The organism is Serratia sp. CY29653, from assembly GCF_052169255.1.
Classification (GTDB): Bacteria; Pseudomonadota; Gammaproteobacteria; order Enterobacterales; family Enterobacteriaceae; genus Serratia; species Serratia sarumanii.
Genome location: NZ_JBJNLC010000001.1, coordinates 720,029 through 739,063, shown reverse-complemented (window position 1 = coordinate 739,063; position 19,035 = coordinate 720,029). Strand labels below are relative to the sequence as shown.

18 protein-coding genes are annotated in these 19,035 nt (G+C 59.4%); 5 read left to right on the top strand and 13 right to left on the bottom strand.

All coding sequences use genetic code 11. From position 1 onward, the window contains the following. Nucleotides 1-189 precede the first annotated feature (189 nt). Nucleotides 190-948 carry a prepilin peptidase gene (locus ACJ8HN_RS03650; RefSeq protein WP_080434111.1) on the top strand — a complete coding sequence of 253 codons (759 nt, stop codon included), beginning with the start codon at nucleotides 190-192 and terminating at the stop codon, nucleotides 946-948. 312 nt (nucleotides 949-1,260) lie between these two features. On the opposite strand, the gene ACJ8HN_RS03645 is transcribed toward ACJ8HN_RS03650, so the two are convergent. The 6 genes from ACJ8HN_RS03645 to ACJ8HN_RS03620 all read right to left on the bottom strand — a co-directional run bounded on the left by ACJ8HN_RS03645 (nucleotide 1,261) and on the right by ACJ8HN_RS03620 (nucleotide 7,972). Beyond that, the gene (locus tag ACJ8HN_RS03645; RefSeq protein WP_442523092.1) at nucleotides 1,261-2,850 is read right to left on the bottom strand and encodes an ABC transporter substrate-binding protein; all 1,590 of its coding nucleotides are present in this window, start codon (nucleotides 2,848-2,850) and stop codon (nucleotides 1,261-1,263) included. A 132-nt stretch (nucleotides 2,851-2,982) separates the two neighbouring features. Beyond that, nucleotides 2,983-3,654 carry an ABC transporter ATP-binding protein gene (locus ACJ8HN_RS03640; protein ID WP_060421473.1) on the bottom strand — a complete coding sequence of 224 codons (672 nt, stop codon included), beginning with the start codon at nucleotides 3,652-3,654 and terminating at the stop codon, nucleotides 2,983-2,985. Further along, nucleotides 3,651-4,493, bottom strand: coding sequence for an ABC transporter ATP-binding protein (locus tag ACJ8HN_RS03635; protein ID WP_060423644.1), 843 nt, complete (start codon nucleotides 4,491-4,493; stop codon nucleotides 3,651-3,653). Before ACJ8HN_RS03635 ends, ACJ8HN_RS03640 begins: the two co-directional genes overlap by 4 nt. Continuing rightward, nucleotides 4,483-5,352 (bottom strand): ABC transporter permease, encoded by an 870-nt coding sequence (locus ACJ8HN_RS03630; RefSeq protein ID WP_043147604.1) that lies wholly within the window; start codon nucleotides 5,350-5,352, stop codon nucleotides 4,483-4,485. The genes ACJ8HN_RS03635 and ACJ8HN_RS03630 overlap by 11 nt, the downstream gene beginning before the upstream one ends. Then, entirely contained in the window at nucleotides 5,349-6,404 is a 1,056-nt protein-coding gene (locus tag ACJ8HN_RS03625) for an ABC transporter permease (RefSeq protein ID WP_033647742.1), read from the bottom strand. The genes ACJ8HN_RS03630 and ACJ8HN_RS03625 overlap by 4 nt, the downstream gene beginning before the upstream one ends. Further along, on the bottom strand, nucleotides 6,404-7,972 hold the full coding sequence (locus tag ACJ8HN_RS03620) for an ABC transporter substrate-binding protein (RefSeq protein WP_442523091.1): 1,569 nt from the start codon (nucleotides 7,970-7,972) through the stop codon (nucleotides 6,404-6,406). Before ACJ8HN_RS03620 ends, ACJ8HN_RS03625 begins: the two co-directional genes overlap by 1 nt. Before the next feature lie 279 nt (nucleotides 7,973-8,251). On the opposite strand from ACJ8HN_RS03620, the gene ACJ8HN_RS03615 reads away from it, so the two are divergent. Both ACJ8HN_RS03615 and ACJ8HN_RS03610 read left to right on the top strand, forming a co-directional pair. Then, on the top strand, nucleotides 8,252-8,899 hold the full coding sequence (locus ACJ8HN_RS03615; RefSeq protein WP_074026780.1) for a hypothetical protein: 648 nt from the start codon (nucleotides 8,252-8,254) through the stop codon (nucleotides 8,897-8,899). Next, complete coding sequence (locus ACJ8HN_RS03610) at nucleotides 8,889-9,080, top strand: hypothetical protein (RefSeq protein WP_033634949.1); 192 nt, start codon at nucleotides 8,889-8,891, stop codon at nucleotides 9,078-9,080. Before ACJ8HN_RS03615 ends, ACJ8HN_RS03610 begins: the two co-directional genes overlap by 11 nt. Before the next feature lie 42 nt (nucleotides 9,081-9,122). On the opposite strand, the gene cbl is transcribed toward ACJ8HN_RS03610, so the two are convergent. The 3 genes from cbl to chaB all read right to left on the bottom strand — a co-directional run bounded on the left by cbl (nucleotide 9,123) and on the right by chaB (nucleotide 11,554). Next, nucleotides 9,123-10,076: an HTH-type transcriptional regulator Cbl gene (cbl, locus tag ACJ8HN_RS03605; protein ID WP_033634950.1), complete on the bottom strand. Its 954-nt coding sequence runs from the start codon at nucleotides 10,074-10,076 to the stop codon at nucleotides 9,123-9,125. 302 nt (nucleotides 10,077-10,378) lie between these two features. Further along, nucleotides 10,379-11,074: a gamma-glutamylcyclotransferase gene (locus tag ACJ8HN_RS03600; protein ID WP_060418941.1), complete on the bottom strand. Its 696-nt coding sequence runs from the start codon at nucleotides 11,072-11,074 to the stop codon at nucleotides 10,379-10,381. A 252-nt stretch (nucleotides 11,075-11,326) separates the two neighbouring features. Beyond that, nucleotides 11,327-11,554 (bottom strand): putative cation transport regulator ChaB, encoded by a 228-nt coding sequence (gene chaB / locus ACJ8HN_RS03595; RefSeq protein WP_033647745.1) that lies wholly within the window; start codon nucleotides 11,552-11,554, stop codon nucleotides 11,327-11,329. 130 nt (nucleotides 11,555-11,684) lie between these two features. Here chaB and ACJ8HN_RS03590 point away from each other — a divergent pair, with 130 nt between their 5' ends. Then, entirely contained in the window at nucleotides 11,685-12,503 is an 819-nt protein-coding gene (locus tag ACJ8HN_RS03590) for a siderophore-interacting protein (RefSeq protein WP_033634954.1), read from the top strand. Between the two features lie 294 nt (nucleotides 12,504-12,797). Continuing rightward, on the top strand, nucleotides 12,798-13,901 hold the full coding sequence (gene chaA / locus ACJ8HN_RS03585) for a sodium-potassium/proton antiporter ChaA (RefSeq protein WP_033647747.1): 1,104 nt from the start codon (nucleotides 12,798-12,800) through the stop codon (nucleotides 13,899-13,901). A gap of 37 nt (nucleotides 13,902-13,938) precedes the next feature. Here chaA and lpxO read toward each other — a convergent pair whose 3' ends face one another. The 4 genes from lpxO to efeO form a co-directional block, all read right to left on the bottom strand. Then, entirely contained in the window at nucleotides 13,939-14,841 is a 903-nt protein-coding gene (gene lpxO / locus ACJ8HN_RS03580) for a lipid A hydroxylase LpxO (RefSeq protein ID WP_033634956.1), read from the bottom strand. A 235-nt stretch (nucleotides 14,842-15,076) separates the two neighbouring features. Then, the gene (phoH, locus tag ACJ8HN_RS03575) at nucleotides 15,077-15,865 is read right to left on the bottom strand and encodes a phosphate starvation-inducible protein PhoH (RefSeq protein WP_015378226.1); all 789 of its coding nucleotides are present in this window, start codon (nucleotides 15,863-15,865) and stop codon (nucleotides 15,077-15,079) included. A gap of 719 nt (nucleotides 15,866-16,584) precedes the next feature. Further along, nucleotides 16,585-17,883 carry an iron uptake transporter deferrochelatase/peroxidase subunit gene (gene efeB, locus ACJ8HN_RS03570; protein WP_074026782.1) on the bottom strand — a complete coding sequence of 433 codons (1,299 nt, stop codon included), beginning with the start codon at nucleotides 17,881-17,883 and terminating at the stop codon, nucleotides 16,585-16,587. An 11-nt stretch (nucleotides 17,884-17,894) separates the two neighbouring features. Beyond that, nucleotides 17,895-19,031, bottom strand: coding sequence for an iron uptake system protein EfeO (gene efeO, locus ACJ8HN_RS03565; protein ID WP_033647749.1), 1,137 nt, complete (start codon nucleotides 19,029-19,031; stop codon nucleotides 17,895-17,897). Nucleotides 19,032-19,035 lie beyond the last annotated feature (4 nt).

Genomic DNA, 19,035 nt, shown 5'->3' with positions numbered 1-19,035 from the left:
GATTTTGCCGATAAAAAGCGCAGCAACCCACTGCTGCGCGCCACCGCGCATGGCATTGTATCACTCTGCAATACCTAAAGTGGCAATGCGCACGACTGCGCATTTCTCACAATCCACCGCATTTCACTCCGATGAAATACGCATTTTGCCGTTATTTTAAACATCTGTTTCACGACTGACGGAGCCTTGATGTTTCTTTTCTCACTGTGGCACGCACTGTTTTTTACCGCGCTGCTGTCGGCAGGAATGGTCGCCTTCGCGCTCATCACCCGGCTGGAGCGAACGGCGGCCGTGCGCGCCAGCCCGCCGAGATTGCGCCGCCGCAGCCTGCTGCTGACGGCCTTGGGTGTGGCGTTGGCGACGCTGCCTTTCGTCCCGCCGGCAGCACACCGGCTGTGGTTACCGCCGGCCGCGGCGCTGCTGATCGCCCTGGCCTGGCTGGACTGGCGCCACCGCTGGCTGCCGGACCGGCTGACCCAGCCGCTGCTGTGGGGCGGGCTGTTGTGCAATCTCGACGCTCGCTGGGCGCCGCTGGACGATGCGGTTATCGGCGCCGCCGCCGGCTACGGGGCGTTGTGGCTGCTCAACGCGCTTTATCGACAGCTGCGGCGGCGTAACGGCATCGGCCAAGGCGACTTCAAACTGCTGGCGGCGCTGGGCGCCTGGCTCGGTTGGACGATGCTGCCGCTGCTGGTCTGCCTGGCGGCAATGTTCGGATTAGGCATGGCCTTGGCGCGCGGCCTGCGCAACCGTCGCGCCTGGCGAACGCCGCAACCTTTCGGCATCGCCTTGGCGGCCGCCGGCTGGCTGTTGCTCTTGCTGGACACAGGCCAGAACGCGCCGGCGTTGTTCGGTGAGTTCCTCAGCGTCTCGATCAGCCGATTGAGCAATCCGGCCACTTCTGCCGTGCTGGCCGTTGCCGGATTGGCCAGTGGCTGGAAACCATAAAAACTGTTCCGGCGTCACAACCTCACCGGCGGCGAGCCAGGTTGCCGCGCGCTCCACTGAAGCGTTTCCGTTATTGTCCATAATATCTCCTGAGGTGATGTGTCCGCCTCATTGCGGACAACCGCGGTGAAAGACGTAAACAACGCCGCCTTTCAGCGCCAATTTATCAGTGCCATGTGAGCACGTTATGAAATTTCATTTTATTTCACCCTGACAAAACCTCTCACGATTCCAGGTTGCAGCAACAAGCGATTTCACGCACGGGCGGCCTTTGGCGTGATAGAAAGCTCGGCCAGGCGCGCGGCGTTGGCGCTACTTGCTGACCCGATCCAGATACAGCATGCTGTTGGCGATATCCAACCGGGCACCTTTGACGTTGTCGCGCAATGCCACCAGCGTTTGCCCCTGCAGCGCCACTACATAGGGCGAGCTGGCCTGCAGTTCCCGTTGCAGCGCGGCATAACGTGCGCGGCGCGCGGCGCTGTTGCCCTCTGCGGCCGCGGCACGCGTTTCCGCGCTAATGGCGGGAATGCCCCACTGGGTGCGCCAGGCCAGGGTTTTCGGCCCACCGGGCACGTTGTAGGCAAAGGCGCTGGCGTTGGTGTTCGGATCCAGGTAGTCGGCGCCCCAGTAGGTGAAGATCGCCTGAAAATCGCGGCCGCGCATTTTGCCCCACAGGTCGCTCTCCACCACCGGATGGATATCCAGCCGCAGCCCGGCCTGCGCAAAGCTGGCCTGCAGCGCCTGCGCGATGTCAGTGTACGGCGGCTGATTGATGACGATAAGATCGATGCGCGTACCTTCGGCAATACCGGCATCGCGCAGGATCTGTTTGGCTTTGCCCACGTCGAGCGTAAACGGCCGATCGTCGAGCGCCCCGTCCAATCCCTGAGGCAAGAAGGCCTGATGCACGCGATATTGCCCTTTCAGCAGTTGCTCGGCGATGCTTTGATAATCCACCAGCCAGCGCGCCGCCCGCCACAGCGCCGGATTGCCCAGCGCCGGATTGCCCAGCGCCGGGTTGTCTTTGCTGCCGGTGTTGAAACCGAGGTAATAGACCCGGGGCGCATCGGCCTGCTCGATGCGCACGCCAGACGCGTTGCGCAGCGAGTCGAACTGGTCGGCGCCCAGATCGTAGGCCACGTCGGCATCCCCTTTCAGCAACAGCAAACGGCGGGTGCCGGCGTCGCTGACGTTCTTGAACAACACCGTTTTCAGCCGGGCCGGCGACGGCGCATAGTCGTTGCGGCCAAACAGCAGCGCTTCGTGCGGCACATAGTTGCTCACCCGATACGGGCCGCCGCCGGCGGAATGGCCGCGCAGCCAGGCATTGCCGTAATCCCCCTGCTGCGCGTGCTCGTTCAGCAGCTTTTCATCCACGATCGAGGCCACATTCGCCGTCAGCAGCCGCAACGCCAACTCGCTGCCGATGTTGGCGGGCCAACTGAGTTGCACCTGGTTATCCCCCACCTTCTTCAGCTGCTGCTCAACGTTATCCGGCGTCCAGCCAAACTCACCGAGAATAAACGACGGCGCCTTGTTCAGCTTCACCGCGCGAACCAGCGAGAAAATCACGTCTTCGGGCCGCAGGGGATTGCCGGAAGCGAAGCGCTGCTGCGGTTTCAGGGTAAAGATCAGGCTGTGGCCATCGGCGCCCGCTTGCCAACTGGCGGCGGCGTCCGGCGCCAGCGTTTGCGGCGCACCGCGATCCGGCGCCACCAGGCGCTGATAGAGGTTGACCAGATTGGCCGAGCTGACGGTTTCAAAACTCTCCGCCGGATCGAGGCTGATAATGCCCTCCAGCGAACTGACCACCACCAAGGTGTCCTGCGGGGTGGCGGCCTGCGCACCTAACGCGGCCGCCAGCGCGCCATACAATAAGGTTGGGATTAACCGTTTCATCGATACACTCTCCACTATCACGCGGTTGCGCTGTTTTTCGAGTGTAGGGGGTAAGAATTAACGGAAGAACGACGATAAATTGCTTTATTTATTACCAGGATGGATATGCCCGCCGCGTTGGCGGGCATAGGGTCAAACGATGATGCGGCCGTGCGCCATCGCCACCGAACGATCGCACATGTGGTCAATCACGTCCGCATCGTGGCTGACCAGCACCATCGTCAGATCGCCCGCCTGTTTCAGCTCGTTGAGCAGGTTGAGGATCTCCGCCTGCACCGACATGTCCAACGCCGAGGTCGGCTCATCCAGCAACAGCAGCTTCGGCCGCAGCAACAATGCGCGCACGATCGCCACACGCTGACGCTGGCCGCCCGACAGCTGATGCGGGTAGCGCTCCAGCAGGCGCGGATCCAACCCCACCTGGCGAAAGCCCGCGCTGATTTTACGTTCAATGTCGCTTTCCTGCAGCAGTTTGAGTGGCTCCGACAGCGTACGCAAAAGCCGGTGCTTGGGGTGTAGCGAAGCATAGGGATCCTGAAACACCATCTGCACCTCGCGCCGCAGTTCGCCGGTAAACGCCTGGCCCGGCTGCAGGCGCCGCCCCAGCAACTCAAAGCCGCCCTGCCAGCTGCCATTCAGCCCGGCCAGCACCCACAGCAACGAGGACTTGCCGCAGCCGGAAGGCCCCACCAGCCCGAAACACTCGCCCGGCTCGATGCACAGGTTAACCTCATGCACCACGGTGCGCAGTTCGTAGCCTTGGCGGTGACTGACGCTCAGGTTCTCCAGTGCGATCACGCTCATTTCAACGTCTCCAACAGCGCGCGATCCAGCACCGGCAGCGGTTTGCCGCGCGTCTCGCGGCTCGGCCGACACGCCCACAGCGTGCGAGTATAAGGATGCGTGGCCTCCGCCAGCTCTGCTGCCGGCAGCTGATCCAACAGCTCGCCTTTGTACATCACCAGCACCCGCTCGCAGTGGTGCGCCACCTGCTGCAAATCGTGGCTGATCAGGATCAGCCCCATATTGCGTTGCGCCACCAGGTTTTCTATTAGCTGCAGCACCTGATCGCGCATCTGGTGATCCAGCGCCGAAGTCGGTTCGTCGGCAATCAACAGCTGTGGATCGTTGATCAACGCAATGGCCAGCATCACCCGCTGCCCCATGCCGCCAGAGAGCTGATGCGGATAGCGGCGGCACAGCGCAGCCGGATCGGGCAAGCCCACCGCCGCCAGCATTTCCAGCACTTTTTCACGCCGCTCGGCGCGGCTCAGCTTCGCATGCAGCACCAGCGGCTCCTCCACCTGACGGCCGATCGGCTGATTGGGATTCAGCGCATGCTTGGGATCTTGCATCACCATCGCCACCCGGTCGCCGCGCAGCCTGCTCCACTGGCGCTCGCTCAGGCGCGTCAAGTCTTCATCGCCCAGCGTCAGGCGCTGCGCCTGCAGCTGCAACGGCGGCGGCAATAGCCCCATCAGCGCACGCGCGGTCAACGATTTGCCGGAGCCGGACTCACCGACCAGCGCCAGCCGCTCCCGCCCCATGTTGAACGAAATATGCTTCACCAGCGCCACCGGCTGTGGCCCCGGCACGCCGATCGCCAACCGTTCGACGGTCAATAAGGTGTTATCAGTGTCCATGACGAGGATCCATTTTGTCGCGCAGGCCATCGCCCAGCAGGTTAAACGCCAGGCTGGCGAACAGGATCGCCCCGCCCGGCGCGGCGGCGACCCACCATTGGTCGAAAATCACTTTACTGCCTTCGGCCACCATCGAGCCCCATTCGGCGGTCGGCGGCGCGACGCCCATGCCGAGGAACCCTAGACCGGCGGCGGACAGGATGATGCCGCCCAGGCTGAGCGCTGCGCGCACCACCGCGCTCGGCAGGCATAAAGGCAAAATATGGCCGACCATCAGCCGCAGCCCGTTGATGCCTTGCATGCGCGCCGCCGCCAGGTAATCGCTGCGGCGCAGCGCCAGGGTTTCGGCCCGCGCCTGGCGGGCAAAGGCCGGCCAGCTGGTCAATGCCAGCGCCAGCGCGCCGTTCATCAGCCCCGGCCCCATGACCGCCACGAACGCCAGCGCGATCACCAGGCTCGGCAGCGACAGAAAAATGTCGGTCAGGCGCATCAAAATGCGCTCTACCCAGCCGCCGAGATAACCGGCGCCAATGCCGACCAGCAGGCCGATGGGAATGGTCAACACCAGAATCAGCGACACCAGAATCAGCGTCGGCCGCGCGCCGTAAATCACGCGGGAGAGCAAGTCGCGGCCAAAGCCGTCGGTGCCCAGCCAATGTGCGGCGGAAGGCGGCAGTAACCGCAGCTCGATATGCTGCAGATTGGGATCGAAAGGCGCCAGCCACGGGGCCAGCAGCGCGGTGACGATCAGAATCGCCACCAGCGCCGTGCCCAGCGTCAGCGTGGTCAGGCGCCGGCCACGGCGGTAACCGACGGCCGGCTCGCTTTGCGGTTCGTGTTCAGAGAGATATTGGCTCATCGGGTTCGCGGATCCACTAAATAGGTCAAGGCGTCGGCCAGCGCATTCAACAGCACGAAACAGGTGCCGATCAGCAGCGTGGCACCGAGGATCGCCGGCGTATCGGCGGCAAACAGCGCCGAGGTCAGGTAACGCCCGACGCCGGGCCAGGCGAACACCGTTTCGGTCAATACCGCCCCCTCCAGCAGGCTGGCGTAAGAGAGAGACAGTACGGTGATCAGCGTGCCCAGCACGTTGGGAAACACATGGCGCAGCAGAATGCGCAGGCGCCCGGCCCCCTTGGAACGCGCCAGCGTCACGTATTCCTTGTTGCACTCTTCCAGCATCGCCGCCCGCAGCAACCGAGTAATGCCCGCCATCGACAACAGCGCCAACGCCACTACCGGCAACCACAGGTGGCCGATGGCGTTGTAGAACATGTCGCGATCGCCGGACAGCCAGCTGTCGATCAACACGAAACCGCTGCGCGGCTCCATGCTGTACAGGTAGATGTCGTCCAGCCGCCCCGGCCCCGCCGACCAGTGCAGCGTGGCGTAGAACAGCAGCAGCCCGAGCAGGCTCAGCCAGAAAATCGGCACCGAATAACCGATCAGCGACAGCAGACGCGCCGCGTTATCCAGCCAGCTGCCCGGTTTGAGCACCGCCAGAAACGCCAGCGTAATGCCGCCGAGGGCGCCGAGGATAATGGCGCAGGTGGCCAGCTCCACCGTCGCCGGGAAGGTACGCAGCAAATCGCTCAACACCGGCTGGGCGGTTATGCGCGAAATACCCAAATCGCCGTGCGCCAGGTGCACCAGATAACGCCAAAACTGCACCGGCAACGGCTGATCCAACCCCAACTCATGCCGCACCTGTGCGTAGGTGGCTTCGCTGGCATGATCGCCCGCCACCTGCAGCGCCGGATCGATCGGCGCCAGATGCGACAGCATGAAGGTGAACAGCAGCAGGCCAAGCAACGTCAACGCCAGCGACAGCGCGCCGCCGAGCAGCCGCCCGCCCCAGCGCCAATACCGCCGGGCCGCCCCGGCGGAGGCGGACAGTTCAGCGGCCATTACTTGCTGACCTTGCTGTAGAACACCATGTCAGGGTTGATGCCCTGCACATAGCCCTTGAGGTTGTCGCGCACCGCAATCAGGCTGCGCGCCTGCAGGCCGATGACGAACGGCGAGCTTTGCTGCACCTGTTTTTGCAGTTGCTGGTAGTCGGCCACCCGTTTGGCGGTGTCGTTTTCCGCGGTGGCGGCCAGCGTCAGCTTGCTCAGCGCCGGGATCTGCCAGTTGGCGCGCCAGGCCAGCGTCTTGCTGCCGTCTTCCGGGTTGTAGGCGAAGGCTGCGGCGTTGGTGTTAGGGTCGAAATAATCCGGCCCCCAGGAAGTCAGCGTCGCATCGTAGTTAAGCGTTTTCACCTTGGTGGAGACCTGCGAGCTGATGCCCGGCACCAGTTCCACCTTCACGCCGCCCTGGGCAAAACTGGCCTGCAACGCCTGGGCGATATCCAGGTACGGCGGCTGGTTGTTGACGTCCAGACGGAAACTGACGTTGCTGAGCCCCGCTTTGGCCAGTATTTCTTTGGCTTTCTGTGGATTGAAGCTGTACGGCTGATCCTTGAGCGCACCCAGATAACCGTCCGGCAGGAATGCCTGATGGCTCTGGAACTGCCCTTTCAGCAGATCGTCGGCGATGCCTTGGTAATCGAACAGCCAGCGCGCCGCCTCCCAGAACGCCGGATTGCCGAGCGCGGGCGACGCCTTGGCGTTGAACTGCAGGAAATAAAGCGAGGCGTAAGGAATGGCCAACGATTTGACGCCCGGCTTGCCCTTCAGGGCCGCCATCTGGTCTGCCCCCAGGTTGCGCGCGATATCGGCATCGCCCTGCTCGATCAGCAAACGGCGCGCGGCCGGATCGGGCACGTTTTTGATCAGGATGGTTTTCAGCGTCGGCGCCCCTTCCGGCGAGCCTGGGTTGGCGTCCAGCACCACCACCTCGTGTGGCACATAGGTGCGGATTTTGTAAGGGCCGCTGCCGGCGGAGTGGCTGTTCAACCATTGGTGCCCCAGATCGTCGCCCTGCTGGTGCGCCAGCGCCTCTTTGGCGTCGACGATCGACGATACCGGCGCCGACAGCAGGCTGAGCACGAAGGCTGGGCTGACGTTTTCACTCCAGCTGATTTTTACCTGGTGGTCATCCACCTTGCTCAGGTGTTGCTCCACGTTCTTCGCGTTCCAACCCAGCTGCGTCAGGATAAACGACGGCTCCAGATTGAGTTTTACCACCCGTGAAAGCGAGAAGATCACGTCTTCCGGCCGCAGCGGATTGCCGCTGGCGAACCTGGCGTCCGGGCGCAGGCTGAAAGTCAGGCTGCGATTGTCGGCGCCGGCCTGCCAGCTGCTGGCCAGGGTTGGCTTGAGATCGATAGGGTTGTGCGGATCGGACTGGATCAGACGTTGATACAGGCTGTTGAACGACTGCACCGTGGTTAACTCAAATCCCTGGGCCGGGTCAAAGCTGACCACGTCATCGATAGACTGCGCGATCACCAGCGTGTTGGCCGGCGTCGCCGCCTGCGCGTTAACGCTGGCCGCCACGGCTAAAAACAGCAAAGAAGGAACGAGCGCTTTCATCTGAAACTCTCCAAGCGGATGGAATTTATAATAATTTCGCGAGTGTATGCGAGCACGATCGGCAGTTGAAGGTACTTAAATCACTATAGATATTCTTTTTATGTATATAGATGGGATTTTGATTATTAGAGAGAGTATTGCACGCCAGATCGCACGCTCACGGCAGCTGGCCGCAATGGATAACTGTCTTTGCGGCGCAGTTCGCAGCGGTGAAACGCGGGGTTTGAGTCTGTTTCATTGGGTGATTAACGTCAGTTCGGTCACCCAAGGGACGGGAAAATGGAAAACCATCCATCGGAAAATGGCGTCTCACACCGGCATGAGAGAGCGATAGAGCAAACGCTGGCAGACATGAACAGCGTCCTGCTTGAGTCGGATCTGTTTATGACTCGTCTGACGGTACAAGACCGGCGCTGGCAAAAAGGCAGGAAAAACGGGCATACGTTAAATTGGCGCTCTCTTTTTAAATATCATGCCCAAACGCCGATGAGTTTCGCTTTCGTCTATCGGCAAATGGCCAGCCCGCTGAGCCGCGCCGGATTTTGCCTGTGCCGTTATCTCCAGGCAGAGAACGTTATCGAACTTGTCGCGTTGGAGAATTTCTCCCTGCGTGAAGCGCAACATCCACTGAAAGGCAATATGCTGCGCAACTGCTTGCAGGTACTGTATCTGTATGGCCTGAACCTGCAAGAGCAGAGGCTGACGCCGGTGCCTCCGCCGGACATACTTATCAGCCACGCAATCAATCACCGCGTGTTGGCGCTGTATACTCGTCAGGCCGCCTTTGAGGTGATACCCGGAACCATGACATGTAAAACCAGCTTCAACGCACTGAAAAAGTACATACAATCGCTGGAAAAGTACGGGGCCAAATGTGATAAGGTGCGTATAAATAACGTGCAGAAAGGAAGCCAAAATGGAAAATAAGGATCTGACCGACCCTACGCTCTCCATTCAAGAGCAAAAACGCATCGCCATCGAGATTTTGCGCCAACACCATCGCTGGGAGATGGCCAACCCGCGTCCACCTGAAGAACTCCCGGAATGGGAAGCCATCGGCCCGTTCAGAAAAAGTAAACGTCACCTGATCGAACGTACCGACGACTAATCCCCCTTCCCCGTGGCAATCCGGCGGGGCCCAGCTGTCCGACTAAATCTGGTAGTCAATCACCGCATCCAGCTGCGACGAGAAGACCTTGTCCTTGATTTCGGTCAGCGACAGCGTCGGGTTGCACAGTTGGATAAAGCGCCAGGCATAGTTGCGCTGCAGCTGGCTGCGCTTGAGGCCCAGCCATACCGTATTGGGTTCAAACAGGTGCTCTGCGTTGAGGCTCACCAACCCGCGATCGCGCTCTTTTTCATACGACATGTCCGCCAGCACGCCCACGCCCAATCCCAATTCGACGTAGGTTTTAATTACGTCGGAATCCTGCGCGCTGAGCGCGATGTCCGGCGTCAGGCCCGCCGCTTTGAACGCCGCATCCAGCTTCGCGCGCCCGGTAATGCCCTGGCGGTAAGTGATCAGCGGCAAGGTGCTGAGCATCTCCAGCGTCACCTGCGGCTGGCGCGTCAACTCGTGCCCTTCCGGCACCAAAATGGTGTGATGCCAGCGGTAGTACGGGAATGCCGCCAGCGACTCGTCGCTCATCAGCCGCTCGCTGGCGATGCCGATATCGGCTTCGCCGGCGGCCAGCATCGAGACGATCTCTTCGGGGCTGCCCTGATTGAGCACCACCCGCACCCGTGGATAAAGCGCGCGAAACTCTTTGATCACCCCCGGCAGGCTGTAGCGCGCCTGGGTGTGCGTCGTCGCGATATGCAGCTGCCCCGAATCGTTGCTGCTGAAGACGTCCGCCAGGCGACGGATGTTGTTGGCGTCGTTGAGAATGCGTTCCGCCACCACCAGCAGCTCTTTGCCGGGCTCGGTCATGCCCAGCAGCCGTTTGCCGCGGCGAATGAATATTTCGATGCCCAGCTCTTCTTCCAGCTCGCGAATATGCCGGCTGACGCCGGACTGCGAAGTAAATAAGGTATTGGCGACCTCGGTCAGGTTGTAGTTGCAGCGCGCCGATTCGCGAATAATTTTTAATTGTTGAAAGTTCATCCCCGTCTCCCTGTTTCTTGCGGTAGCGTCTGCCATATTGATACGGAGTCCTGCGGGGCTGAACAAATAAGAAATAGCCTTTAGTTATGCAATTTAATACTAAGTGAATTATTTATCGTGACTCTCGGGGTGTGAAAACGGAGGAAAATGATGAATGGCTTTAAAAATAATGAGATAAATAACCACACAAAGTGACTGGCTTAAATAATCATGCAGAATAAAGTTATTAAATAGAGGCATTAGATATATGAAAAAGGGCTCCGCACGCTGAGCCCTTTACTGTCTGCCGCCCCGCCAACGCCTCAGGCCGTGGCCTCGGCCCCGAAAGTGCCGGGGCGGTTCTGCTGCAACCATTGCTGCACGTAACGCACCAGATCGCCGATGCAATCATCCTGCATGCCGTGGTGCTTCAGCTCGTTATCCAGCGCAAACAGGTATTGCGCGTTGGTGCCCAGCGGGCCGCTGGCGCTGGCGATCAATGGCGCGATCACCTGGTGGCTGGTGTCTGCTTCAAACAGCGGATGCTGCGGGTTCATCACGAACACCAGCGCCGTGACGGCCTCACCGCCCTCCAGCTGCAGCTCACACCAGGTCGGCACGTAGCAATCGGTGATCATCTCGCGCTTCCACAGCAACTCCAGCTCTTCGCGCAGCGTGCTTTCCGGCAGACGGAAGGCCAATCCGGTGGTCTGGCCGCCCTCTTTCAGCGCCAGCATGCGCCCCGGCTGATGCAGCGTGCCGCGCCCGGCGGTCAAACGCATGCAGAACGCCCGATGCCAGCCCTGCAGTATGGCTGGCCGCACTTCTTCCGATTCGAAAACCGGATTCCACATCAGCGAACCGTAACCGAATACCCATACCGGGCTGTGATCCGGCCGGCGCGATAATGTGCACGCCAACGAGGCTGCGCGCTGTTCAGGCGTCAGCAACAGCGACTCCTCAATAGCGCCAAAGGCGGTTTTGCAATCCGCTTTTTGCAGAAAATCTCGCGTTAACACTGTTACAACCTCCCGGGAATACGATTTCTCGTCCTCCCTCGCCACTACTGAACCTTTGCAATTTTATTTTTTGGTGCGGAATTTTATTAATTCAATAACCGCGCCTATTAATAATGACCATATTCTTTTCCCGCCGCGCAATCAAGTTGCAAAGCGGCGTTAACGTGGAAAAGTATTTGTACTGAGCAGCAATAATATTAATTGCCGAGGTCAGCATAACGTCTGCGCGATTTTTACCGGGCATAAAAGGCGTTACTTTTTGTGCCAGCGCTCATCGTCACCCTTGCGATAGCTTTGTTTGACCGCTGCCCAGGCCACCTTGTGCGCCGTCTCTTCCCGGCCGGCGTCACCGCGTCGATCTTCAGGATCCCGATATTGTTGCCAGGCGCTGTTGAACGCTTCTTTATAAATCGCCTGCGCATGGGCCGGCAGCACATGCTTCACATTGTCCGGCAAGTCGTTCGTGTCTTGGTATGGCATCACGTCCTCCCGTGCGTATTGCGTGAACCTTAAGCCTAGCTCACAGGCGATTGCGCCTCAATGAGCAAACAATTCTCATTATCAAACGGCATGGTATACTCACCGCCAAACGAACTATAAGGAGATCCCCGTGACTACCGAAGCCCCTCGCTCACGCGCCCCCTACCTGATCGCCGTCAGCGCCGTACAGGACATTACGCCGCACCTGCGCCGCATCACCTTTACCGCGCCCGATCTGCGCTACTACCCGGCCAACGCCGCCGCTGCGCACATCAAAGTCTTTTTGCCGCTCGCCGACCAAACTCAGCCGGATCTGCCGACGCTGACCGAAAACGGCCCGCGCTGGGCCGCGGACGCCGTGCGCCCGATCGTGCGCACCTATTCCATTCGCGCCGTGCGCCCGGAACAGGCGGAAGTGGACATCGAATTTGCGATTCACGATCACCGAGGCCCAGCGGTCGACTTTGCGCGCCAAGCGAAAATCGGCGATAAAATCGGCATCAGCAACCCGGGCGGCCCCAAACCGATGCTGCCGGCGGCCGATTTCTACTGCTTGGCGGGCGATCCTTCCTCGCTGCCTGCGCTGGCCGCGCTGCTGGAAAACCTGCCGCCGCACAGCGCCGGGCGCGCTTTCGTCCGCGTCGACAGCACCGCTGACATGATTGACCTGAAAAAACCCGCTGATGTTGAAGTCAATTGGATCGTCGGCGGCACGGAGAAAACCGACGAACTGATCGCTCAGTTCCGCGCACAGTCCCTGCCGCAGGGCGAAGCGCACTTCTGGCTCGCCGGTGAAGATCGCCTGGTGGTGGGGTTGCGCCGCTACCTGCGCCGTGAACGCCAATGCGATCGCAATCGTCTTTATGCCGTACCTTACTGGCGTGAGGGGCTAAATGAAGAGGGTTACCACAATAAACGGCATGAAATCATGGATAATATTGATGACTGACGGTCTCGTTTTCCTTGATTAACCAAGCGGTAAATGAGTAAACACGACTTTTCTCAAATCTAACGTTAAAAATTGGCGTTACTGCGTAAAAGTAAGTAAATAAAACCGCACCCCGTGCGGTTTTTTTGCTACCCTGATCACATAAAGCAAGCAATTGCTTTCTCAGATAAAAACAACATCACACCGGCGCCGCGGGTGTATCCTAATATAAAATACCTACTGGAAACGCAGAGTTGCCGTGCCACGGCGACCGGCGCCGACGGGCTACGCTGTTTGAGAAGGAGTGCCACCCTCATGAAGTCGCAACACGATCCTGGCCGATCCACCAAATCTCGCCACACCGAATACTCGCTGATCTTTCCCATCGCCGCGCTGGTGGTGTTGAACCTGTGGAGCAGCACCGCTAACTTTCCGCTGATCGTCGGCATCAATATTCTCGCGCTGGTGGGGATCCTCAGCAGCGCCTTCAGCGTGGTGCGCCACGCCGACGTGCTGGCTCACCGGTTGGGCGAACCCTACGGCTCGCTGATCCTCAGCCTGTCGGTGGTGATCCTCGAGGTCAGCCTGATCTCGGCGCTGATGGCCACCGGCGACGCCGCGCCGGCGCTGATGCGCGATACGCTGTACTCCATCATCATGATCGTTTCCGCTGGCCTGGTCGGCTTCGCGCTGCTGCTCGGCGGGCGCAAATTCGCCACCCAGTACGTCAATCTGGGCGGCATCAAACAGTACCTGATGGCGATTTTCCCGCTGGCGGTGATTGTGCTGGTATTCCCGAGCGCGCTGCCGGGCGGCAACTTCAGCACCGGGCAAGCGCTGTTGGTAGCGCTGATCTCCGCCGCCATGTATGGCGTGTTCCTGGTGATCCAGACCAAAACCCACCAGAGCCTGTTCGTGTACGAGCATGAAGACGACGACGGCGACCCGCATCACGGCAAGCCTTCTTCCCACAGCAGCGCCTGGCATGCCGCCTGGCTCATCGTGCACCTGATCGCGGTTATCGCCGTCACCAAGTTCAACGCCAATCCGCTGGAAGGTCTGTTGACCAAAATGAACGCGCCGGCGCAGTTCACCGGTTTCCTGGTGGCGCTGCTGATCCTGTCGCCTGAAGGGCTGGGCGCGCTGCGCGCCGTGTTGAACAATCAGGTGCAACGCGCCATGAACCTGTTCTTCGGCTCGGTGCTGGCGACCATCTCCCTGACCGTGCCGGCGGTCACCATCATCGCCACCCTGACCGGGCAGACGCTGATCTTCGGCCTGCAAACGCCGCATATCGTGGTGATGCTGACGGTGTTGCTGCTGTGCCAGCTGTCGTTCTCGACCGGCCGCACCAACGTGCTGAACGGCACCGCCCACCTGGCGCTGTTCGCCGCCTACATGATGACTATCTTCGCCTGATCAAAAAGGGGCGCACACCGTGCGCCCCCACCTTCGTTTATACCGAGAAGAATATCGCCGCGGCGATCCCCCCGAACAAAATCCACTTGATGATGTAGTAACCGGTGCGATTCCAGGCCTTTAGGCGTTTCCCCACCCGGCGTATCGCATAGATGTATTTGAACATCTTGTTGACGCCGCCGGTGCGATCGCCCTCTTCATTCGGCGCGGTGGCGGCGCTCATCAGATTGCGCCCCAGCCAGTGGTTCACCGCCTGCGCCCAGCGGTAGCGCATCGGCCGTTCGATGTCGCAGAACAGGATCAGACGGTTCTGCCCGCTCTGGTTTTCCGCGTAGTGCAGATAGGTTTCATCGAACATCACGCCTTCCCCGTCGCGCCAGCTGTAGCGCTCGCCGTCCACCTCAATGAAGCAGCGGTCATCGTTGGGGGTAATCAGCCCCAGGTGATAACGCAGCGAACCGGCGTAAGGGTCGCGGTGGCGCGGCAAACGGCTGCCGTCCGGCAGTTCGGCGAACATCGCCGCCTTGACCGAAGGCAGGCTGCGCAGCAGTTCCGTGGTCTGCGGGCACAGGGTCATGGCGGAGGGATGGCTGTCTTCATACCATTTCAGATAAAAGCGCTTCCAACCGGTCTTGAAAAACGAGTTGAAACCGGCGTCGTTGAATTGATCGGACGCCTTGATCTGCTGGATCTCCATCAGCTTCTGTCCTTCGTCGCGGATGGTTTCCCAGTTATCTCTCAACACCGCCAGCTCAGGAAACTGCTCCGGCTTCAGGTACGGCGTGGTCGGCACGCGGGAAAACAGATACATGAAGACGTTCAATGGTGCGGTAAAGGTGGAATGGTCAGACAGCTGCCGCCACACGTTGTAGCGCACCCGTCCGCGGTAATGCACATAGACGACGCATAAAATAAGCAAAATCAGAACGATGTATTTCATGTTTGAATCGCATCAAGGAACCTACACGCTATGCGCCGCGCGGCGCACACCCCAGATAATGTCCTTTTGGCGGCACAGGCAAATTGCGCGCCAATCTGGCACTCACTAATCATTGACGCTAACTCAACGAAAATCTATACAAAAAACCACAATAATTTACACAAAGGTTAAACGAAATGATAAATGAGGGGCGATAAAAAAGGCCGCCGAAGCGGCCTTTCCAGTAGCGGATAGGTTAACTGTAAGCGTTGAGCGTGCGCTGGCACAAAGCGGAACGCACGCAGTCCTGTTTTTCAAAGCGGATAACGCCGATCATCTCGTCCTCTTCGAAGCGCTCCAGGGCATCGCTGAGGCCGGATTTCACGCCGCGCGGCAAGTCGCACTGGGTCACGTCGCCGTTAACGATAACCGTCACGTTTTCTCCCAGGCGGGTCAGGAACATTTTCATTTGGCTGGCGGTCACGTTCTGGGCTTCATCCAGGATAACGACCGCATTTTCGAAGGTGCGCCCGCGCATATAAGCGAACGGCGCAATCTCTACCTTGCCGATTTCCGGGCGCAGGCAGTACTGCATAAAGGAAGATCCTAAACGACGTACCAGAATGTCATACACCGGGCGGAAATAAGGCGCGAACTTCTCGGAGATATCCCCCGGCAAGAAACCGAGGTCTTCATCCGCCTGCAAAACAGGACGGGTAACGATAATCCGATCCACCTCTTTATGAATCAGCGCCTCCGCCGCCTTGGCGGCGCTGATGAATGTTTTGCCACAGCCGGCTTCGCCGGTGGCGAAGATCAGCTGCTTATTCTCTATGGCTGATAAGTAATGACCCTGAGCTTCGGTTCTAGCCTCGATGGGTGAGCTATCGCGCTTGTCTCGCGCCATGCCGATAGACTCGACTCCCCCCATTTGCACCAGCGAGGTCACAGACTCTTCTTCCAGCTGGCGATGACTACGAGCGTCACGACGAATAACGCGTTTCGCTTCACGACGTGCTTTGATCACTGCTTTCTGTCTACCCATAGTGGCACCTTACAGTTTGTTTCACCTACCGCAACGGCCTGGCCGCGCGATTATGTTTCACACACGTATTAGGTTTTGGCCTCCTCCGAGCCAATAAGAGCCAAGGGACAAGGTGAATTGACGGCAACGCTTAAGCGCCGTGTCTTCACGGGACAACGCGGACTGCATCAATAAACGTGGAGTAAAAAGTGATGAGATTCGGTAGCGATAAGAGTGCGGAGTTGCCGGTAAAAGAGAGTCGGAGAGATAACCCTCGTTACAACGAGAAATCAGGGGAGATGTGTTATTTTTTCTTTCCAGCCCAACCAAGGACTTTACCATTAGCGATCCCCGCAGTGATATTTACAGCTTCAAGCTGTGCACCGTGTGAAAACTACCGCCAGATGATTACAGTATAATGACATTCAATCTCGTCGCGTTACTAAAATGTAAAAAAATTTAATATCTTTTGTTTTCAGTCAGCGCTAAAACACTATATCACGCTCTACACGTCATTCCAGAAAAATTTTTACCTCAAAAATATCAATGAATTGCAATTAAAAACCACAAATGACACTTTGGTTTCTCGATTAAATTTTGCGCAATCCAAAGCCGGTGAGCCGTGCAGATTTTTTTAATCCGCAGGCAAAGCATCGAATTGAACTTCGTCGCGCAATGTCCCGCGCAATAGGCAATACAAAGTAAAACGAGGCGGAAGATCGCGCCTCGTCATTGCGCACTCAGGCCTTGAGCAAGCCGCTGGCCAGATAGTCGCCGCCCTCTTTCACGCCCGGCAATACGAAGAAATACCCGCCGCCGATCGGCTTGATGTATTCCTCCAGCGCTTCGCCGTTGAGCCTTTTTTGCACCGTCAGGAATCCTTTTTCCAGATCGGCCTGATAGCAGACGAACAGCAGCCCCATTTCCAGTTGCCCGGCATTCGAGACGCCAAGAGAATAGCTGTAGCCGCGCCGCAGCATCAGGTTGCTTTGGCTTTCCGGCGTGCGGGGGTTCGCCAACCGAATGTGCGCGTCCATCGGTATCACCTTGCCGTCGGGATCGTTCGCGTAGTTCGGCTCGTCATGTTCATGCTTCATACCGAGCGGCGCGCCGCTGTGCTTTTCGCGGCCAAAGATGGTTTCCTGCTCCTGCAGCGGCGTGCGATCCCAAAACTCGACGCGGAAGCGAATAATGCGCGCCGCCTGGTAGCTGCCGCCCGCCGTCCACGCCGGCTCGCCGGCGCCGTCGCCAACCCACACCACCTTATCCATCAGCGGTTTGTCGTCGGTTTTCGGGTTGGCGGTGCCGTCTTTGAAGCCCAGCAGGTTAATCGGCGTTTCTTTGCCTTTGCTGCGCGCCGCATGCGCCGAGATGAACCCTTCCCGCTTCCAGCGCACGCTGAGCAGATCCGGCGAATGCTTGATGATATCGCGCAGCGCGTGGAGAGCGGTTTCATTGGTGTTGGCGCAGATCTGCAGCAGCAGGTCGCCGTGGCACAGCGCGGCGTCCAGCGCATCGTTGGGGAAACGCGTCATCTTCTGCAACCGCAGCGGTTTTTGCGCCTGCAGGCCAAAGCGTTCGTCGAACAGCGATGCGCCGACCGAAACGGTGATGGTCAGGTTGTCCGGGTAAATCTCCGGCCCCATGATGCCCGAATCGAGCGGCGGCAGCTTGGCATCCACTTCCGGCGCCTTGCCGCCGTGGGTCAGGAACGCGATGCGATCGGTCAGCAGCCGGAACAGACGCTCCAGATCCGCTTTGCTGGTCGCCAGCACGTCGAACGCCACCAGCATCATCGCCGCCTGTTGCGGCGTCAGCACCCCAGCCTGATGGCGACCATAAAACGGCTGTTTCTGCCAACGCTCATCCTGCGGCGTCGCCAACGGCTCCGCCGCGTTGCCCGCCGCCTGCGCCAGGCGGCTGCCGCCCAGCGCCAGTGCGCCCAGCCCCAGCCCTTGCAGCAAACGGCGCCGCGAAGGCGAGGCCGCCCCCTGCGATTGCGGATGCGGCCCGCTGTTCGGGCCTGCCTTGTTGCTCATAATCCTATGCCTCAGTCCAGGCCCAACACGCCGCGCAGTTGGGAAAGGTCTTCCGCCAGCGTGGTGATCGGCCCTTTCAACGCGTTGCGATCGGCTTCGCTCAGCTTCTCGTAGGACTCATAACCCTCTTTGGTTTTGTACTTCGCCAAAATGGTGTCCACGGTTTTGAAGTTGGCGTCAATCTTGTCCAGCAGCGGCTTATTGGCCTTGACCAGCAGCGGGCGCAGCAGGTTGACGATCTTCTGCGCGCCGTCGACGTTGGCCTGGAAATCCCACAGGTCGGTGCGGCTATAGCGGTCTTCTTCACCGCTGATCTTGCTGGCCGCCACTTCTTCGATCAGCCCGGCTGCGCCGCCCACCACCTTGCTCGGCGGGAAGGTCAGTTCACCCACGCGTTTTTGCAGCTCAACGGTGTCCTGATACAGCCGATCGGCGTATTTATCCATGTCTTTGGTCGAGTTGTCGGCAAACAGCGCCTTCTCCAGACGGTGGAAACCGGTGAAGTTAGGGTCCGCCGATTTCTTCTCGTAGTCGTCTTCACGGGCGTCGATGCTGCCGTCCAGATCGGAGAACAGCTCGGCGATCGGCTCGATGCGCTCATAGTGCTGACGGGTCGGCGCATACAGCTTGCGCGCTTGCTCCACGTTGCCGGCCTTCACCGCGTCGGTGAACAGCTTGGTCTGTTTCACCAGCCCATCGACTTCTTTGGTGACGTAGACTTTGTATTCGGCGATCGGGCCAACCAGATCCAGCGCGCTCGGCTTGCCGTCAGTGGCGCCGTTGGCCGCCGCAGTGACGGTCAGTTTGCCTTTTGGATTGCTCAGCAGCCCGCAGGTCATATCATATTCGCCCGCTTCCAGCGTGGCGGTCATTTTCTGGGTGAAGCCCGGCGCGATGTTCTCGCGCTCTTCCACCACCATCACCCCTTTCAGGATTTCCCATTCGACGTTTTTCTGGCTGGTGTTATGCACCACAAACTGCGTCTTGCCGGCCGGCACCGTCAGTTGCATCGGTTCGCACTGCTTGTCGTTGACCGTGACCTTGACCTGCGGCACGTCCGCCGCCAGCGCATCGATGCTCAGCGCAAACGCCGGGATAGCCAGTAATGCTGCGTGCAACGCCTTGCGGCGAAATAACGGAGTAGACATACGA